Origin of the sequence: Streptomyces sp. NBC_00996, assembly GCF_045162675.1 — a bacterium.
Classification (GTDB): domain Bacteria; phylum Actinomycetota; class Actinomycetes; order Streptomycetales; family Streptomycetaceae; genus Streptomyces.
On sequence record NZ_CP108723.1, the window covers coordinates 6,328,690 to 6,344,400 of the forward strand.

14 protein-coding genes are annotated in these 15,711 nt (G+C 66.4%); 6 read left to right on the forward strand and 8 right to left on the reverse strand.

From position 1 onward, the window contains the following. Window positions 1–45: 45 nt before the first annotated feature. Together OG390_RS29775 and OG390_RS29780 are read right to left on the reverse strand one after the other, a co-directional pair. A complete protein-coding gene (locus OG390_RS29775) occupies window positions 46–711 on the reverse strand; it encodes a class F sortase (protein WP_406172541.1) in 666 nt (221 codons plus the stop codon). 134 nt (window positions 712–845) lie between these two features. Beyond that, complete coding sequence (locus OG390_RS29780; RefSeq protein ID WP_406172542.1) at window positions 846–1,568, reverse strand: hypothetical protein; 723 nt, start codon at window positions 1,566–1,568, stop codon at window positions 846–848. Window positions 1,569–2,002: 434 nt separating this feature from the next. On the opposite strand from OG390_RS29780, the gene OG390_RS29785 reads away from it, so the two are divergent. Beyond that, complete coding sequence (locus tag OG390_RS29785) at window positions 2,003–3,817, forward strand: APC family permease (protein ID WP_406172543.1); 1,815 nt, start codon at window positions 2,003–2,005, stop codon at window positions 3,815–3,817. Window positions 3,818–3,955: 138 nt separating this feature from the next. Here OG390_RS29785 and OG390_RS29790 read toward each other — a convergent pair whose 3' ends face one another. Next, window positions 3,956–4,504, reverse strand: a complete 549-nt coding sequence (locus tag OG390_RS29790) for a hypothetical protein (RefSeq protein WP_406172544.1) — start codon at window positions 4,502–4,504, stop codon at window positions 3,956–3,958. An 812-nt stretch (window positions 4,505–5,316) separates the two neighbouring features. On the opposite strand from OG390_RS29790, the gene OG390_RS29795 reads away from it, so the two are divergent. The 3 genes from OG390_RS29795 to OG390_RS29805 all read left to right on the forward strand — a co-directional run bounded on the left by OG390_RS29795 (window position 5,317) and on the right by OG390_RS29805 (window position 8,613). After that, complete coding sequence (locus tag OG390_RS29795; protein WP_406177917.1) at window positions 5,317–6,066, forward strand: hypothetical protein; 750 nt, start codon at window positions 5,317–5,319, stop codon at window positions 6,064–6,066. Between the two features lie 238 nt (window positions 6,067–6,304). Beyond that, window positions 6,305–6,871, forward strand: a complete 567-nt coding sequence (locus OG390_RS29800; RefSeq protein WP_406172545.1) for a mobilome CxxCx(11)CxxC protein — start codon at window positions 6,305–6,307, stop codon at window positions 6,869–6,871. Window positions 6,872–7,491: 620 nt separating this feature from the next. Beyond that, on the forward strand, window positions 7,492–8,613 hold the full coding sequence (locus tag OG390_RS29805) for a hypothetical protein (RefSeq protein ID WP_406172546.1): 1,122 nt from the start codon (window positions 7,492–7,494) through the stop codon (window positions 8,611–8,613). Window positions 8,614–8,697: 84 nt separating this feature from the next. On the opposite strand, the gene OG390_RS29810 is transcribed toward OG390_RS29805, so the two are convergent. Next, the gene (locus OG390_RS29810; protein WP_406172547.1) at window positions 8,698–9,756 is read right to left on the reverse strand and encodes a DUF4238 domain-containing protein; all 1,059 of its coding nucleotides are present in this window, start codon (window positions 9,754–9,756) and stop codon (window positions 8,698–8,700) included. Between the two features lie 440 nt (window positions 9,757–10,196). After that, a protein-coding gene (locus OG390_RS29815) for an IS3 family transposase (protein ID WP_406164501.1) occupies window positions 10,197–11,377 on the reverse strand; the annotation gives its coding sequence in 2 pieces (ribosomal slippage) (window positions 10,197–11,113 and window positions 11,113–11,377; 1,182 coding nt in all). A 179-nt stretch (window positions 11,378–11,556) separates the two neighbouring features. Here OG390_RS29815 and OG390_RS29820 point away from each other — a divergent pair. Beyond that, window positions 11,557–12,033 (forward strand): hypothetical protein, encoded by a 477-nt coding sequence (locus OG390_RS29820; RefSeq protein WP_406172548.1) that lies wholly within the window; start codon window positions 11,557–11,559, stop codon window positions 12,031–12,033. Window positions 12,034–12,123: 90 nt separating this feature from the next. After that, window positions 12,124–13,308 carry a hypothetical protein gene (locus OG390_RS29825; protein WP_406172549.1) on the forward strand — a complete coding sequence of 395 codons (1,185 nt, stop codon included), beginning with the start codon at window positions 12,124–12,126 and terminating at the stop codon, window positions 13,306–13,308. Window positions 13,309–13,393: 85 nt separating this feature from the next. On the opposite strand, the gene OG390_RS29830 is transcribed toward OG390_RS29825, so the two are convergent. The 3 genes from OG390_RS29830 to OG390_RS29840 form a co-directional block, all read right to left on the reverse strand. Next, a complete protein-coding gene (locus OG390_RS29830) occupies window positions 13,394–14,194 on the reverse strand; it encodes an aminoglycoside phosphotransferase (RefSeq protein WP_264934611.1) in 801 nt (266 codons plus the stop codon). Between the two features lie 122 nt (window positions 14,195–14,316). Beyond that, window positions 14,317–14,529, reverse strand: a complete 213-nt coding sequence (locus OG390_RS29835; RefSeq protein ID WP_406172550.1) for a hypothetical protein — start codon at window positions 14,527–14,529, stop codon at window positions 14,317–14,319. After that, on the reverse strand, window positions 14,526–15,686 hold the full coding sequence (locus tag OG390_RS29840) for a radical SAM protein (protein ID WP_406172551.1): 1,161 nt from the start codon (window positions 15,684–15,686) through the stop codon (window positions 14,526–14,528). The genes OG390_RS29835 and OG390_RS29840 overlap by 4 nt, the downstream gene beginning before the upstream one ends. Window positions 15,687–15,711: the final 25 nt, after the last annotated feature.

The following is a 15,711-nucleotide window of genomic DNA, read 5'->3' on the forward strand; positions in this document are numbered from 1 at the left end:
TCAGGGCGATTCGGCCGCCGCGCGAACACGGCACCCCGGGGCCGGTCACATGAGGTGGGCGAAGACCACCAGGTTCTCGGTGTAGTCCTTCGCGGTGTGGTCGTAGTCGCCGGCGCAGGTGATCAGCCGGACCTCGGCGTCGGGGGTGTCGGCGTACACGAGCTTGTCGGGGAAGTCGTCCTTCTCGAAGGTCTCGGCACTGTCCACCACGAACGAGGCCGTGCGCCCGTCGGCCCTTTTGACCTTGAACTTGTCCCCCTTCTCCAGCTCGCTGAGGCCCGCGAACACGGCGGCGGACGTGGCCGTGTCGACGTGCCCGGCGATGATCGCGGTTCCCGCCTCTCCCGGGGACGCGCCGTCCGCGTACCAGCCGACCAGGTTCGTGTCGTCGGCGGGCGGCGGGTCGAGCTTGCCCGCGGAGTCGATGGAGAGGGTGGTGAAGGGGGCATCCACGGAGATCTTCGGGATGAGCAGCCGCGTCGGCGTGGACCGCGGCAGATGCCTTCCGCTCGACCCCATGGCCGACTGCCTGTGCGCCGCCGCGGTACCGGGCGTAGAGGAATCGTCGGACGGTCTGCCGGGGCCGCCGAACAGGTTCAGCGCGAGGGCCAGGAGCAGGACGGACCACACGGTCCAGGTCACCGCGCGGCGGAAGCCCTGCTTGGGCGGCACGGGTTCGGGCTCGATGAGGGAGGACAACCGGGCTGCCATCGGGCACCACCTCACTGGGATCACGGCAGCGGATCGGATACGGCACGAAGAGAGCCGGCCGGGCCGCCGCGCGATGCACGGACGGCGGCCCAGGCTGTCATGACGCCTATGTCACCTATGTCGTCCGACATCGGTCAGGACCCACCGCCCTGCGCACTCTTACGGCGGAGCAGGAACGCACCCGCGCCGGCGACCCCCAGGACCGCCAGCCCGCCGGCCGTGACACCCGTCGAGGCGAGCGCGCCGCCGCCGGTGTGCATGCCGCCCTTGGGATTGTCGCGGCCGGAGTCGGAGTCGCCCCCGTACGAGTCCTCCGAGTCCTCCTTGCCGTAGTCGGAGTCGGAGTCCTTGTTCTTGTAGGTCTCCGGGTCGAACCTCTTGTCCCCGTCCTGCTTGCCCCCGTCGTCGCTCCTGAGGAGGGCCAGCGCGCCGCCACCGGTGTGCATGCCGCCCTTCGGCTTGTCGTGGCCGGAGTCGGAGTCGCCCCCGTACGAGTCCTCCGAGTCCTCGTCGTGGTCCGAGGAGCCCTTGTCGTGGCCGGAGCCGGAGTCGTCCTTGCCCTGACCGGAGCCGGAGTCGTCCTTGCCGTGGCCCGAGCCGGAGTCGTCACTGCGCACCGTGGTCAGCGCACCGCCACCCGTGTGCATCCCACCGCTCGGCTTGTCGTGGCTGCTGCCGTTGCCGTGCTCCTTGCTGTAGGAAGAGTCATCGCTGCTGTTCTTGTCGTGCTCCTGGCTGTACGAAGAGTCGTCGTTGCTGTCCCGGTCACCCGCGGCGGCGCCGTAGGCGCCTGGGGCACCGATCGCCAGAGCGGCCGTGGCCGTCGCGGTAGCGAGGAGCATGCGGGCAGATCGCATCGTCGGTGTCCTTCCGTCGCAGCCGGGCTGCTGACACCGCGTCAGCGTGAGAAAACCGGGCCCCGACGTGATCCACCGTCAGGCCGTCCCGCTCCGCTCACCACTCGAGCCGCTCACCTGGCGCACCCCCGAGGCCACGCCCACGGGCGTCCCGCTGCCTGCCCTCGGCCACAGGGATCACTTCTGACCTGGAGTTTCGCCTTAGCTCAGCAGCGGCGTTCCGGCGCGCGACGCGCCGTACATATAACCCGATCGGTCGCAACACGACTGCGCACACGAGGAGGCGTCAGGACCGGCCGGAGTCACGGGAGTCGCGGGAGAGCCGCCCATTTCCGGGGCGCGCCCGGCCTCGCCGCGTCCTTGACGCCCCGCACCGCGGGGTCCGGTCAGACTGACCCCGAACAGCCCCCACCCCCTGCACCGCGAGGTCCCCGATGGCGTACGGCCTGGCCCGCCGCGAACTGCGGCCGAGAGTCCCGTTGCGGCACGGCGAGGGCGACAAGTCCCGCCTCACCAGTCTCGAAGGGCTCGCCGCGCTGTCGCTGGACGCGCTGAGCTCGGTCGCGTACGGCCCCGAGGCGATCGTGCTCGTGCTGATCGCCGCCGGGACGGGCGCGCTGAGCGCCACGCTGCCGGTGACGCTCGTCATCGCCGCGCTGCTCGCGGTGCTCGTCGTGTCGTACGGGCAGGTGATCGCCGCGCACCCGGACGGGGGCGGCGCGTACGCGGTGGCCAAGAAGGACCTCGGGCCGACCGTCAGCCTGCTCGCGGCGGCCAGTCTCGTCGTCGACTATGTGCTGACCGTGACCGTCAGCCTGGCGGCCGGCGCGGCCAGTCTCGCCTCCGCCTTCCCCTCCCTCGGCCCGCATCTGCTCGACATCTGTCTCGTCGGGCTGGCGCTGATCACGGCGGTCAATCTGCGGGGCGTGGCCGAGAGCGCCCGGGTGCTGATGCTGCCCACCGTGCTGTTCATCGTGAGCATCCTCGGCATCGTCGTGCTCGGGCTGGCCCGCGACCATCCCGTGGCCGTCGTCGGACGGGCCCAACCCGTTCATGCCACGGAGGCGTTGGGAATCCTTCTGCTCCTCAAGGCATTCTCCGCCGGCTGCTCCGCGCTCACCGGGGTCGAGGCCATCGCCAACGGTGTGCCGAGCTTCCGCGAGCCGCGCGTCAAGCGGGCCCAGCGCACCGAGCTGATGCTGGGCGCGCTGCTCGGGCTGATGCTGATCGGCCTCGCCATGCTGATCCGCCGCGACCATGTGGCCCCGCGCGGCGGCGTGACCGTACTCGCGCAGCTGACGGCGGGTGCCTACGGGACCGGATGGCCGTACTACGCGACGAACCTCGTCGTCACCCTCGCGCTCGCCTTCGCCGCCAACACCAGCTTCGGTGGCCTGCCCGTCCTGATGAGCCTGCTCGCCAAGGACCACCGGCTGCCGCACCTGTTCGGACTGCGCACGGAACGGCCGGTGTACCGGTGGGGAGTCGTGGCCCTGGCCCTGCTGGCCGCCGGCCTGCTGATCGCGGTCGACGCCGACACCCACCGCATGATCCCGCTGTTCGCGATCGGGGTGTTCATCGGCTTCACCATCAGCCAGATCGGGCTCGTACGGCACTGGGCGCGGGAGCGTCCGCCCGACTGGATGCGGCGCGCGCTGCTCAACGGTCTGGGCGCGACGCTCACCACGGTGGCGGGCCTGGTGCTGCTGAGCACCAAGTTTCTGGAAGGGGCCTGGGTGGTGGTCGTCACCATCCCGCTGCTGATGCTGCTGTTCGCCCGCGTCCAGCACTACTACACCGCGGTCGGGCGGGAGCTCGGACTGGGCGAGGTCCCGCCGCCCCCGCGCGTCACCGACTCCCTCGTCATCGTGCCGGTCGGCGAGGTCAGCAGGCTCACCCAGCTGGCCCTGACGGCCGCTCGTGCCCTGGGCGACGAGGTCGTCGCGGTCGCCGTGCACGGAAACCCCTCCAGGGCCCGGGCCCTGGAGGAGAGTTGGGCCCGCTGGAACCCGGGCGTACGCCTCGACATCATCGACAGCCCGCAGCGCTCGCTCGTCCAGCCGATCGTCGAGTACGTCCAGCGGGCGGCAGACGGCGGGCGACAGATCGCCGTCCTCATCCCGGAGGTCGAGCCCCTCCACCGCCGCTACCAGATCCTGCAGAACCAGCGCGGCCTGCTTTTGGCCACCGTGCTGCGGGCCCGCACCGACGTCGTCGTGTGCGTGGTGCCGTACCGGCTGAGCCTGTGACCGAACTGCCTCGGCTACAGCCCGACGTCCCGACGGCTCATGTCGTCCAGCGATTCACGGCGTACGAGGACACGTGCGATGCCGTCGGACACCACGACGCCGCCGGCGAGGCGGGGACGCCGGGTGGACCTCGGGCGTTCAGCAGCCCGTGCCGGTCGGGGTGAACCTCATGCGGGTGTGCTCGTGCGTGCCGAGGGCTTCGTCGTAGGTCGCGTAGGTGACCTGGTACCAGACGTCGTCCCTGGCGGTGTCGCCGCCCACGTCGTCCAGGCTCACGCACCACCGTTCCGGCCGGACGACCCGCCGGTATGTCTCGGTGCCGCTGCGGACCTTCTCGCAGTCCTGATATCGCTCAGTGGTGTACCAGGTGCGGGTCTTTCTCTTGGTGCCCGTGCCCGTACTGGCCGAGTGCCTGACCCGCCTGGTGGCTGACGTGCATCTCCTGACCATGTGCGGCCGGGTCGCCTTGACGGTCTGCCGGGAGAGGTGCCGGACGGTGTCCCGGAGCCCGGAGACGGTGTCCGCCTGCGGCGGGGCTTGCTGGGTGGTGTCCTCGCTGCCCTGACCGGTGGCGGTCGCGGAGCCGGTGCTGTCGGTACCACCGTCACCCCCGCCACTGCAGGCACCGAGCGCTGTTATCAGGAACGCTGTCACGCCGACGACCATCAGGCGCTGCTTGTTGAACATGTCTCCCCCTGCGGCCGGCGGACGTGCCCGGCAAGGAGCTCCGGTTCACACGGCCCGGGCAGCGTCCGCGCCGCGGCGGCGGTCAGCGTAGCTGACGCTTGGCCGAATCTGATCGGTGCCAAGGCGCCAAGACGCCCGGACTGGACCGCAGGGGCGGCTTCGGGGAGCGGTCAGTCGTTCTTGCGGGCCACTGCGCCGCCGTTTCCCATGCTTATGTGTTTTGGCCGCCTGACGGCCCCGCCCGGCACATGACGAGGGCGGGACCCCCGAGAGCCCCGCACGAAACCCATGAAACCCCAGCTCAGGGCCAAACAAGGCAATAAGGCTGATGCCCCGCCTCATGCAACCGATGGCTGAAGTCCTGCCACTCGTGCAGCGATTGGTGATGAGAGGGCGCTGACCTGGGGTTTGGTAAGGAAATGTGCGTTGACCTGGGAAAACTCCTTTCGGTAGTTCTCACGGGTCAACGCCGTTTCCCGGGCTCATGTGCCCTGGATGTGCCCTGGCGCGGGTAGTCCACCAGTCGCCACTGCTGAAGCGCCGCCCATCCTGAGCCGTCTGCACGACACCGGGACGCTGGACCGCGACACCGTCCTCGGGCGTGCTCGCTGCCCGCGGCGCCGCCGCCCGCGCCCTGAAGAACCTGACCAAGCTCATCGACGTGCTGGGGCACTGACCGCCTACCCCTGCTCGGCCCACCGCTATGCCCATACTGCCGAACAACAGAGGGCAGGGATAGGCGGTGATCGCAGAGACCAGGGCTCGCCCGCCGTCGATTGTCGGTGCCGGGCGTCATGCTGGTTACTGTGACGATGACACCGCACGGGCATCCTGTCGTGGACGCCGATGACCCGGCCACCTGGCCCGGCCCTCTGGCCAAGCTCGTAGACGAACTTGCCAGGGACTCCGCGCGCATGGGCCCGGCCGACTACAGGGACCTGTCCCTGTACGGGTACGAGGACCAGGTGCACCGACTCCTGGACGGACACCTGGTGCGCGCGTGGCACTGCACCCGTCTCCTCGACCACGAAGTTGACGCCATCCGCAGCCAGGGCCTGCGCAGGCTGGACGCGAACCTCGTCGAAGGCCGGCTCGGCGAAGCGCACCGACGTGGTCTGCTCACGGACGAGCAACACACGGCGCTGAAGGCGAAGCACAGCCTCGCTCCCGGCATGAAGAACAGAGGGCGGCGTGAGGGGCAGGTCTGCCTGGCCATGTCCACAGCCGCGTTCCTTGACGAGCCGGACGGGTTTTGGCGCCTGCTGGCTCACTGGGGCGGCGAAAGCCTCTACGCCTACCACGAGCAGGACCCAGACCTCGCGGGCGTCCTGCGGAATCTGGGCAAGCCCGCCGTGGTGACGGCGCTCATCGACCTGTCCGATCCGCGTGCCCACTCGGTGTACACCGCTCTGCCGAACCTCTTCGTCGGTAAGGCCCTTGGCACTCAGCCAGCCCACGCGGAGGTCTTCTACCGCTTCGCCATCCCGGCCGAACACATCGAGTCCATCGCCCATCCCGGTGACGACGACTACGATCGCTTCCCTGGACTTGTGCGCGTGTAATTCCCCGATTCCGCTAAGGATTCTCAGAGGTCTCGGCGCCGTCACACAGTCCAGGCACCACACAGGTGCTGTTCGTGCAGCCAGGACGACCAGACCCGTGGCTGACAGTCGAAGTCGCGTCGGCGTCCGCTTCTTCTGCACGGTGGCCCTGGGGTGCGGCCCAGTTGTCCCAGTAGACTCGCTGGCCTCGGGCCTTCCGGTCTGGATGGTGCGACGACCGACAACGGGGGAAAGCTAGGTGGCGGCAGGTATCGGCGACTACCAAGGCAAGTGCCGGGACGGCGCCCTGCACGCCTTCGGGACTGCGCGCATCTTCGAGCAGCGGGCCAATCGTCTGAAGCGCAAAACCGACGCGCTTACCTGGGTTGGTCTCGTTGTTCCTTTGCTTATCGGAGCACTCGTGGGGACGTTTGGCCGGAACAAGCTCTGGAGCCTCGTCATCACCATTGCTGCAGTGATCGCAGCCGTGCAGCTCGCAATAAGCCTGTGGTCCCTCATCAAGCGCTGGCCAGAGGAACTGGCCTACTCCTCAGGCTCAGTCGCGTCCAACGACTCGTTGGCTACCAGATACACCGCGCTGGCTGATGACCCGCCGGCGCTCGCAACGCTGCGGGTCCAGTTCGAGAAGCTTGAGGTTGAAGACACATCAAGGCGGGACAGGGACAGCGAGAAGGGCGTAACGGAGAAGGAGCGCCGCATGGGCATGCGCGCTGCGCTCCGCAAGTACCAACGCCCGTGCGCGGCCTGCCTAGTAGTCCCCACGACGATGGAACCGTCAACCTGCGGTGTCTGTGGTCAGTTTTAACTGCGAGCAAGGGATCAATAGATGGACAACCAGGTAGCCACCGTCATGCGAGGCTTCCTCGCTCTCACGCCAGCTCAGCAGAACGAATACATTGCCGCCCTCAGCGAGTACGTCCAGGGCGGTCCCCTTACCCAGGACCGCATCCGCCGGGAATCCACACGGAACTGGGGCCCGATTACGAAGGTCGACCTCGGCCCGACGACTACCCACACTTGCACCTGCTGCGGCAGGTAATGCGGGGGAAGCAGCGTCTAGCCGCCAGTTACGGGTCGTGCTATTCCCTGTGCTGCCCGGGGGCTACATGGTGGCTCTGAAGGCAGCGCAGCATTCGCCGGCCCCCGGCTGTCCAGGGGCTGGCAGGCGGGTCCTGGTCCGCGCTCATGGGTGGGATGGACTGCGGGATGGACCTCACCGTGATCGGGTCGTCCACTGCACGGCACGGTGACTGCAAACCGGGGTCTGTCGCGGTTCAGCGCACCCCGCGGTGTCACGCGACTGTCTGCCCTCAATCGCCAGAGGCCATTGCAGGCAAACTATTGGATCGATCAACGATCCAATCCACTGGCAAGCGAGGATAATTTTGGTAGCCGCGATCATCCCCTAGGATTACACTCGGATCCATGGATATTCGGGCGAGTGCCATTCAGCAGGGCATAGCGAACGACACGGCCTGGGTAGGTCGGCTTGCTGCTGACTTCGGAGACCCGAAGCGCGCCGAATGTGCCGGTGTAATCTCCCTCTGTGTAATGCCATACATTGCACTATTCGTTCATGAGTCATATGCGAAGCTAGCCACGAGCGATCCGGCGCTGGCGGCGCACGTGTCAACCGACTTCAAGGCGATCGTGGCTCGTGCCCGCCATAGTCTGAAGCTATTCGAGGATACGAACCGTCGAATTGGCGGGCAGCTCGACTACTTCCGCGATGAAATCCGCGCGGCACACGCGGACCACTTCACCGGTAACGCGCCACGGACCTTCCGATTCCTCGAAACCGACCTTGGTCTGTTTTCATACGCTTCGCGACTTATCTCGACAACTCACGTCGCAAACTTCCACCTCGGAATTTCGCCACGCGCCACGCTAGCGATGACTGGCCAGGAGATCATGGCGATTACTGAACAGTACGGTCGGTACTTTAGGTATCTGGGTGCCCAGATACCAGCCGGGGGTGGTGCGACATTCTTCAGTAAAATCGACCCGCAGAAAATGGGCGAGATTGGCAATGATATTCACTCTGTCGACTACTACGGCCGAGGTTTCGATGGTCCCGGAAGCATGGATCTCAATGCCCTTCTGACAGTGTTTCGCTGCATGGTGAATTTCGTTAGTACGGCTATCCCGTCGGTCGACGCCGATGGGGGGTTCGACTATACGGAGTTCAAGATCAGGTTCCTGACGATATACCAAGTGCTCGGCAGCTTGAAAGTCCTGCGCACCGATCAGGGGTACCCGCTCACGCCTCGGTCGACCCGGGCTCTTCAGGAAATTCTCGATGCACCTGCTGCACGGGTGATCATGAATCGGAGTGCAAAGCCATTCCGCAACACCCTGATACATTACGACCTCAATCGGCGCATCGACCTGTCAAAGGTCGACTTCAATGCCCCCGTGTTTAATCTAGCCGCAGTCTACTTTCCACCCTGCAATGACTTCGACGATCTCGCCGAGATCGTCGAACAGGCGCTGGCGAACACCGCGGCGGTCATCGACGAGTGGGCCGATCCGGAAGGTTCCGTGTAGAACGCCGACTGTAGAATTTGCTCAAATTTCCCGGGCGGTCTGCAGCTGGTTCTGGCTCTTTCGGTCTTGGGAGCCAAGACCCGGTTACCTGAGCGAGCCGGTACCGCTACTTGTGCTTGCCATGGCGCACAACGGATCGCACGCACGGTCCACTGTCGAGATCCCGTGCCCCCAGGTGAAGTGGATCCTGCACTTGCGTGCGGTCGGCGCCACGGGCGAACAGTCGACCTGCAGCTGGGGCCGCCTGCCCAGCCGCTTTCCCACGGGCAAGTCGAAGTCGGTGGGCTTGGCAATGATCACCGACTCGGCACCTCTCACGACGGCCCGGCGCACCCGGTCGACCGTCTGGCGATTTACGATCCTGTGAACGACTTTGACGCCTTGAAGGTTCGAACTGAGGACGACAAGGCGGCTTGGGCTGATTGGCCACCATAGGCTGGAGCCGGTAGTTGTGGAGGCGTAGTCCTGCCCGGCCTCGGGCGACAGCTGGACTGGCTGGTCGCTTGTGACGAAGCGGCCTCTAGGGTCGTCCCACAGTTCCAGTTGCCGGGTCGAGTGTTCGTCGGCAGCGTGGAAGGCGCTGTCAAACATCGCCGTGACGTGGCTGTCGGCTGTCAGGGGCCGGATGGCCTGAGCGGCCCGATCCCGTTGCCAGGTGTTGATGGCCGCTAGGTGGCGTCTGACCTGAGGTGTCCGGTTGCGTTGGAACGCGAGTATGACCGCGAGTGACATGAAGTCGTCGAAATTGAAGTCATCTCCCGGTGCCCAGGAGTGCAGTGTGCGCAGGAGTCGCGCGGTTTCGTCATCAATGACGGCCAGCATCGCCTCGGCCTGATTGTGTGCCTCACCGCCCTCGGCGAGCCGGTAGAAGTTCTCCCTCACACAGGTATCGCGCAGGCCCTGGAGCCGTTCGGTGCCGTTTCGGGTGTCCAGTACCCGCACTCGCCGACCGTCCGGGCTCCACGCCCGTAGGTAAGACTGCGGCACGTAGTGGTGGCGACGGGAGACGCAGTCCCGGCGGCTGGCTTCTTCCCTGACCCGGGCCATGTAGCTGGCGACTGGCGCCACCACGCTTCTGCCGCCGTCCGATACCGGCACCTGCCCCCAAGGATTGGGCACTGTCTCCACGAGCCTCCACCCCATGCCGCAATCCTTTCCGCGGCCTACCGGCCGGTGACCGCCCCATGCTCATGTCCATCCACCCACCGGAACCACCTTCCGGGCGGTGCTGCGCTACCCGGGACGGCGCAGCCGGACGGCGGCAGGGTTTGCCCGAGGCCGAAGCAGGAAGGGCGGGGCCTGGCGCGTGGATGTCCCTATTGCTCAAGTCGCCTTCATTTCAGCAGCAAGGCCGTGGTGGATGCACGGTGTCACGCATCTTTTCCGAATAGCGACAAGAGGCGCTTCCAGCCTACTTCCGTCTGACAGCCCCCGAGGCGACGAGTTGAACATGAAGGAGAGGTGCTACGGCCGACCGCTCTGGAGGAGCAGACATGACACAGCAGAACGTGGACGAGCGGCCGGGCATCGCCGCAGCCATTGAGGGGCCTCGCGTTTTCCGGACAGGTATCTGACCGTCTATTTCACGCGGCGATTCGCAACTTCTCGTACTCGGCGTGGACTTCGCGTGGAGGGCGGTAACCCACCGACGAGTGGAGGCGCTTGCGATTGTACCAGAATTCGATGTAGCGAGTGATGTCCTGCCGGGCGGCCTCGCGGGTCAGGTAAGTCACCCTTGATACACGCTCGTTCTTCAGTGCGCCGAAGAATGATTCGGCCATGGCGTTGTCGAAACAGATCCCGGTGCGGCCGGAAGATCTGCGGAGCCCGAACCGGTCGAGCGTCTTCCCGAACTCGGCTGACATGTAGTTACTTCCGCGGTCGGAGTGAAATATTGCGCCGGCCGAGAGGTTCCTGTTCCGTGCCGCGTTGCGGATCGCCCTGGATATCAGTGGGGTTTGGTAGTGGTCGTCCATCGCGTAACCGATGACTTCCTTCGTGCAGCAGTCGATGACCGTTGCGAGGTACAGCCAGCCTTCCCCAGTCGCGATGTAGGTAATGTCGCCGACGAGCTTTTCGCCGGGCGCGTCAGCGGTGAAGTTGCGGCCGACGAGGTCCGGCACCTGACCGGCCGCGGCCCGGGTGAGGCTGAACCTCTTCGGCCGCGGCTGGCAGGGCTCAAGGCCCAGCTCGCGCATGAGCCGGCGGACCAGTTCCAGGCCGGCGGTGACGCCCCAGCGGTGCAGCTGGGCCTGGATGCGCCGATGTCCGTAGGTGCTGTCGGACATATCGAAGGCTTTCTCGATGAGCAGCTTCAGTTCGTCGCGCCGTTGGCCGGTCGCGGTTTCCGGGCGGGCTCGCCAGTCGTAGTAGCCGGATCTGGATACGCCGAGTCGGCCGCACATGAACTCGACGCTGTATGCGTACTCCTCGGTGTCGAGCCGCATCTCGTCGATGAACTCGTACTTGCTTGCTACCGGGGATCCTTCGCGAAGTACGCTGCGGCTTTTTTCAGGAAGGTAACTTCCATCTCCAGCTCGCGGTTGCGTCGTTCGAGTTCCTTCAGGCGCGCCCGCTCGTTCACTGTCAGTTCCGAGTCGGGGGCCGGTTCCTGCTGCTTCTGGTGCTTCTTGACCCAGCCGCGTAGCGTCTCCGGGTTCAGCTCAAGCTCCCGGGCGACTTCGGAGATCGTCTTGCTCGACCTCAACGCGATCTGGACGGCTTCCTCGCGGAACTCCGGTGAGTACTTGCTGGGTGGCGCCACTGCTTCCTCATTTCCTGTTCAGGACAACCCTATTGGGTCCCTGTCCGGAAACTTCGTGGCCCCTCACATCGTCGTTCGTGAGGGCGCGTGCTCATGGCGCGCCGTTGCGGGGGTACCCCTATGCCCTGCGTCAAGGGAAACGGGAGTGCGTTGGGTCCGGGAGCGGGCAACATGGCGGGGTGGCTGATCTGTTGTGGGGTGACGTGAGCTGCTTCTTCGACCCGGACTTGATGGGGACGCTGCCGGACGTGTGTGTCCCGAATACCTCGAGGGAGGACTGGCAGGCCGTCCTCGATCTTGTCGCGGAGAAGGGCTGGAAGTGCCAGTACTCCGAGGGAGAAACGGTGCTCCCGGTGCCCCGGGCGGAGGACGTGTTGTCGCGCCCGGCGGATGCGGAGTGCCCGAACCTGCGGGTCTGGCCGGCGTCCGATGTGTTGGCGATCTTCCGTTTCCATGCCGACGATGAAGTCGACTTCGACGTCGACCTGCGGGAGTTGCAGGGCCAGGAGCGACTTCATGTGTTCTGCGGCTTCCTTCGGGAGATCGGGCGGCGCTTGGGCAAGCCGGTGCTGATGGCCCCGGAGGGTGACTACGGCCATCCCGTGCTCGGCTTCGACGTCAAGGCTGATCGACTCGTTCTCCTCGCAGACCCGTAGGTCAGCTAACTGAGGCCGACGGCTGCGACGGACGTCGAAGCAGTGGAAATGCATGAGAGTTGTCGGCGAGGCGATTTACGATCGTTGGCTATGGTCGTATACACGAGCCGGTATCGGACTGATGCGGCGCCGAAGCGAGCGGCAGAGCCGCACGCCGAGTTCTTCGATAGGATCGCCGGTCCGTTCTGGGACCAGGTTCGGGACGTGATCAACGAGTGGTGGTCGCATCTCCCGGACCAGGCTCAACCCGCCATGCTCAGTCGGCTGCGGGACCGGAATTCCGACACGAACATCTTCTCAGCGTTGTGGGAGCTGTACCTGCACGAGATGCTGATCGGCTCCGGTTGCACCGTCGAGATCGAGCACAAAATAGGCACTCGTGGCAAGAGCCCAGACTTCCTCGTCGCCCGAGACGGCAAGCAATTCGTCGTCGAGGCAATCTGGACGGCCCAGCACTTGGGCGACACCATGTCTAATGCGCTCCCACCTCAGCTGGCCGATGCCATTGATGGTGTGCCGAGCCCTAACTTCTTCTTGTCGTACAAGCTTGACAGGGCCGGCTCGGCAACACCTCCGCAGAAGCGGCTGAAGACTGGGCTGACGCGGTGGCTCGCGAGCCTGGACCCCGACCAAGTCATCGCTGAATACGTGCGTAAGGTGCCACTGCCCAGGCACACTTGGCAGGAGGCTGGCTGGTGCCTCACGTTCGACGCGATCCCCCGCAGCCCCGGCAAGCGAGGTGATCCAACGAGCAGGGCAATCGGCATCCACCCCGCAACAAGCTGGCTTGACGACGAGTCGGATCGGGTGTTCGAAGCGGTCAAGAAGAAGGGCGGGAAGTACGGCGACCTAGCACTGCCGTTCATCGTGGCGGTTGGCCACGCGGCCTTTTTCCCCGAAGACGAGGACACCGAGACCGCGCTGTACGGGACCTCGGTCGAATACGCCCACGGCAGCACACCGGCCTTCGGCCGAATGCCTGACGGCTACTGGACTGCCACCTACGACCACGCGCACAGCCGGGTCAGCGGCGTGCTCATCGTCGACAACCCAGCACCCTGGACCTGGACGAAGAACACCCCCGTTCTCTGGCAAAGTCCCGACCCCAGCTCGCTTCCAGCCCCCGTCCTTCCTGCCTGGGCAACCGCAGGGCTGGTCGAGGCCCAAGTCGAACACCGGACAGCAGCTTGCCCCACCCACACCGCCCTCGGTCTGCCCAAGCACTGGCCGGTTGGTGACGCTTTCCCCCGACGTCCTCTGAGCAACCCAAGCTGACTGTAAGGGCGCGGGAGCAAGCTGACGGACCTCATGCAAGATCGCGGCTAACGCCGCTGGGCTTCATACCGAGGACCCGGAGCACCTACCCCTTGGCAAGGACATACGCGAGTGTCGCCGCCCGCTCTGCCATCCCCCGCTTCCACGGGATCCCGTCTTCCTCGGCGATCTCTCGCCACAGTGCCGCGGTGGCCACGCCGAACGCCGCGAGGGCTTCCGGTTCGGCGTCCCGCCATGACGGGAAGCGGCCCGCGAAGGCGACCACCTCCTCCACCGGGTGGCCGGAGTCCATGAGCCGCAGTGCCAGGGCGCCCGGGTCGATCCATGCTGCACCTCGCGTCGGCCACGCCCAGTCGACGAGCCGGGCCCGTGTGCCGACGATCAGTACGTTATCCGTGGCGAAGTCGGTGTGCAGGAGGGTGTCACCGCTGAAGTACTGCAACGTCCCCGGCGGGGCGTAGTCCGCCCACCGGTCGACAGCGTCCTTGATCTCGATGTCGGCCGGGGCCGTGACTGCTTGTAGTTCGGTGAGCGCGGCTTCCATGAGCGGCAGGTCGGGTGAGCCGGGCGCGTAGTCGGCGTGACGGCCGTCGACCACCTCGTAGCCGAGAAGGCTCCAGCCATCGAGCTCCAGGTGCCAGTACAGGCGTGGGCAGGACGCCGGAAGATGCGGGGCGATCGCCGCCTCGCGGCGCTGTGCACCGACCTGGGGGTGGTCGGTCGGGATGCCCTTCACGAAGACCCGGCCGCTTTCGGTCTCCAGGACGGAGGCGATGCCGGAGTTCATGCCGCCCGGCGCGGTGGCCGCCTGATGGACGGCGCCGGTTTTGTCGGCGATGGCCCGGCGGATGCCGGCGGGGAGCTGCTCGAAGGGGATGCGGGACATGGACACGCGCGGTTCCTCAGGGGTGCTCGGGTACAAGGGAGTGCCGCCCCGGCCAGGGTACGGCCGGGACGGCACTGAAGGGGTGGAACGAGCGGGCGGCACGGGCGCCGCCCGTGGTGGATCTAGTAGGGCTGGTCGTCACCGGCCGAGCAGCTGCACTCGGCGCCCTCGGCGGCCTCGTCCAGGTCGGCGAGGATCTGGAACTCGTCGTCCTTGATCGACGCGGTGGTCAGCGGTACCGGCAGAACACCGGTCGGGCCGTCCGCCGGGCGTCGGCCGATGGTGAGCGTGACCGGTTCGCTGGGCGGGGTCAGGATTGCGGTGGGCGGAGTCATGATCCGTAACCTCCATGCTGGCAGTAGAGCTCTCGTCGGTCCCCCGCCTCCTGGTAGAGCCTGGCCAGCGGTCGGCATGTGCGGCACGTGCCGACCTTCGTGCAGCCAGAGCATCCACCGGTGCGGAGCTGTAGGGACTCGGCGACCGCGCCGAGTCGGGGGAGGGCTTCGACGCCCTCGGTGATGAGGTTCACGCTCGGGTCACGGCCGACCTTGCAGATCGACGCGATGCCATGCGGGTTGACGTGGAAGAACGTGTGGCCGGCGTTGCAGCCGGTGAAGATGCTGCGGGCCTTGAGATGGCCCAGTGCCTGCGTCGCCAGGGGGTTCGCCTCGCCGTCGATCGTGGGCGACATGTTCGTGAAGACCTGGTGAGGGAAGCCGTACGACTTCGAGAGGCGCACCATCGCGTCTGTCTCGTGCGCGTTGCCGTCCGACACGATCACGTTCAGGCGGACCGGCAGCTTGTCCTCGCGGGCGGCATCCAGGCCCTTCAGAAACCGGCCGAACGCCCCGCGATTCCGCGTCACCTTGTCGTACGTTTCGGCGGTGGCTCCGTAGACGCTCAGGGTCAGTCGGTACGGCCGGTGGCGGGCGAACAGGTCCCGGATCGGCTGCTTCCGCAGCGAGGAGCCGTTCGACGAGACCTGGACCATCATCCCGAGCTGGTGGGCGTACTCGTACGCCGCGCCGAACTCGCGGTCGATCAGCGCCTCACCGCCTGTGATCTGCAACCACAGGACACCGGCGTCCCTCAGTGTCTGGAGCAGCGTCTGCTTACCGGCCCAGTCCAGGCCCTCGAACCGCTTCTCCCCGAGGTAGCAGAACTCGCAGTCGTAGTCGCAGCCGAGGTTGATCTCCCACGACGCTTTGCCGTACCCGTACAGCGACCGCTCGCGGACGAGGACGATGTCGCCGACCGGCGACGAGGACAGCTCGGTCCCCCACGCTTCCCTCGCCGCGTCGGCCAGCCAGTCCGGGACGGATCGGCCTTCAGCGCCCGCGGCCCGCAGCTCCTCGTAGCGGACCTCCGGGATGCGCACGCCGGCCGCCCGGCCGGGCCTGACGAGGAGGTACTGGGCGAGAAACGGGCTGGCCACGAGCTGCGGAATTACTTTGGGCCGCAGCCCCTTGCCGTTGGTCTTCGTCTCGATCATTGGACCTCCACGAGGTGGGTGCGAG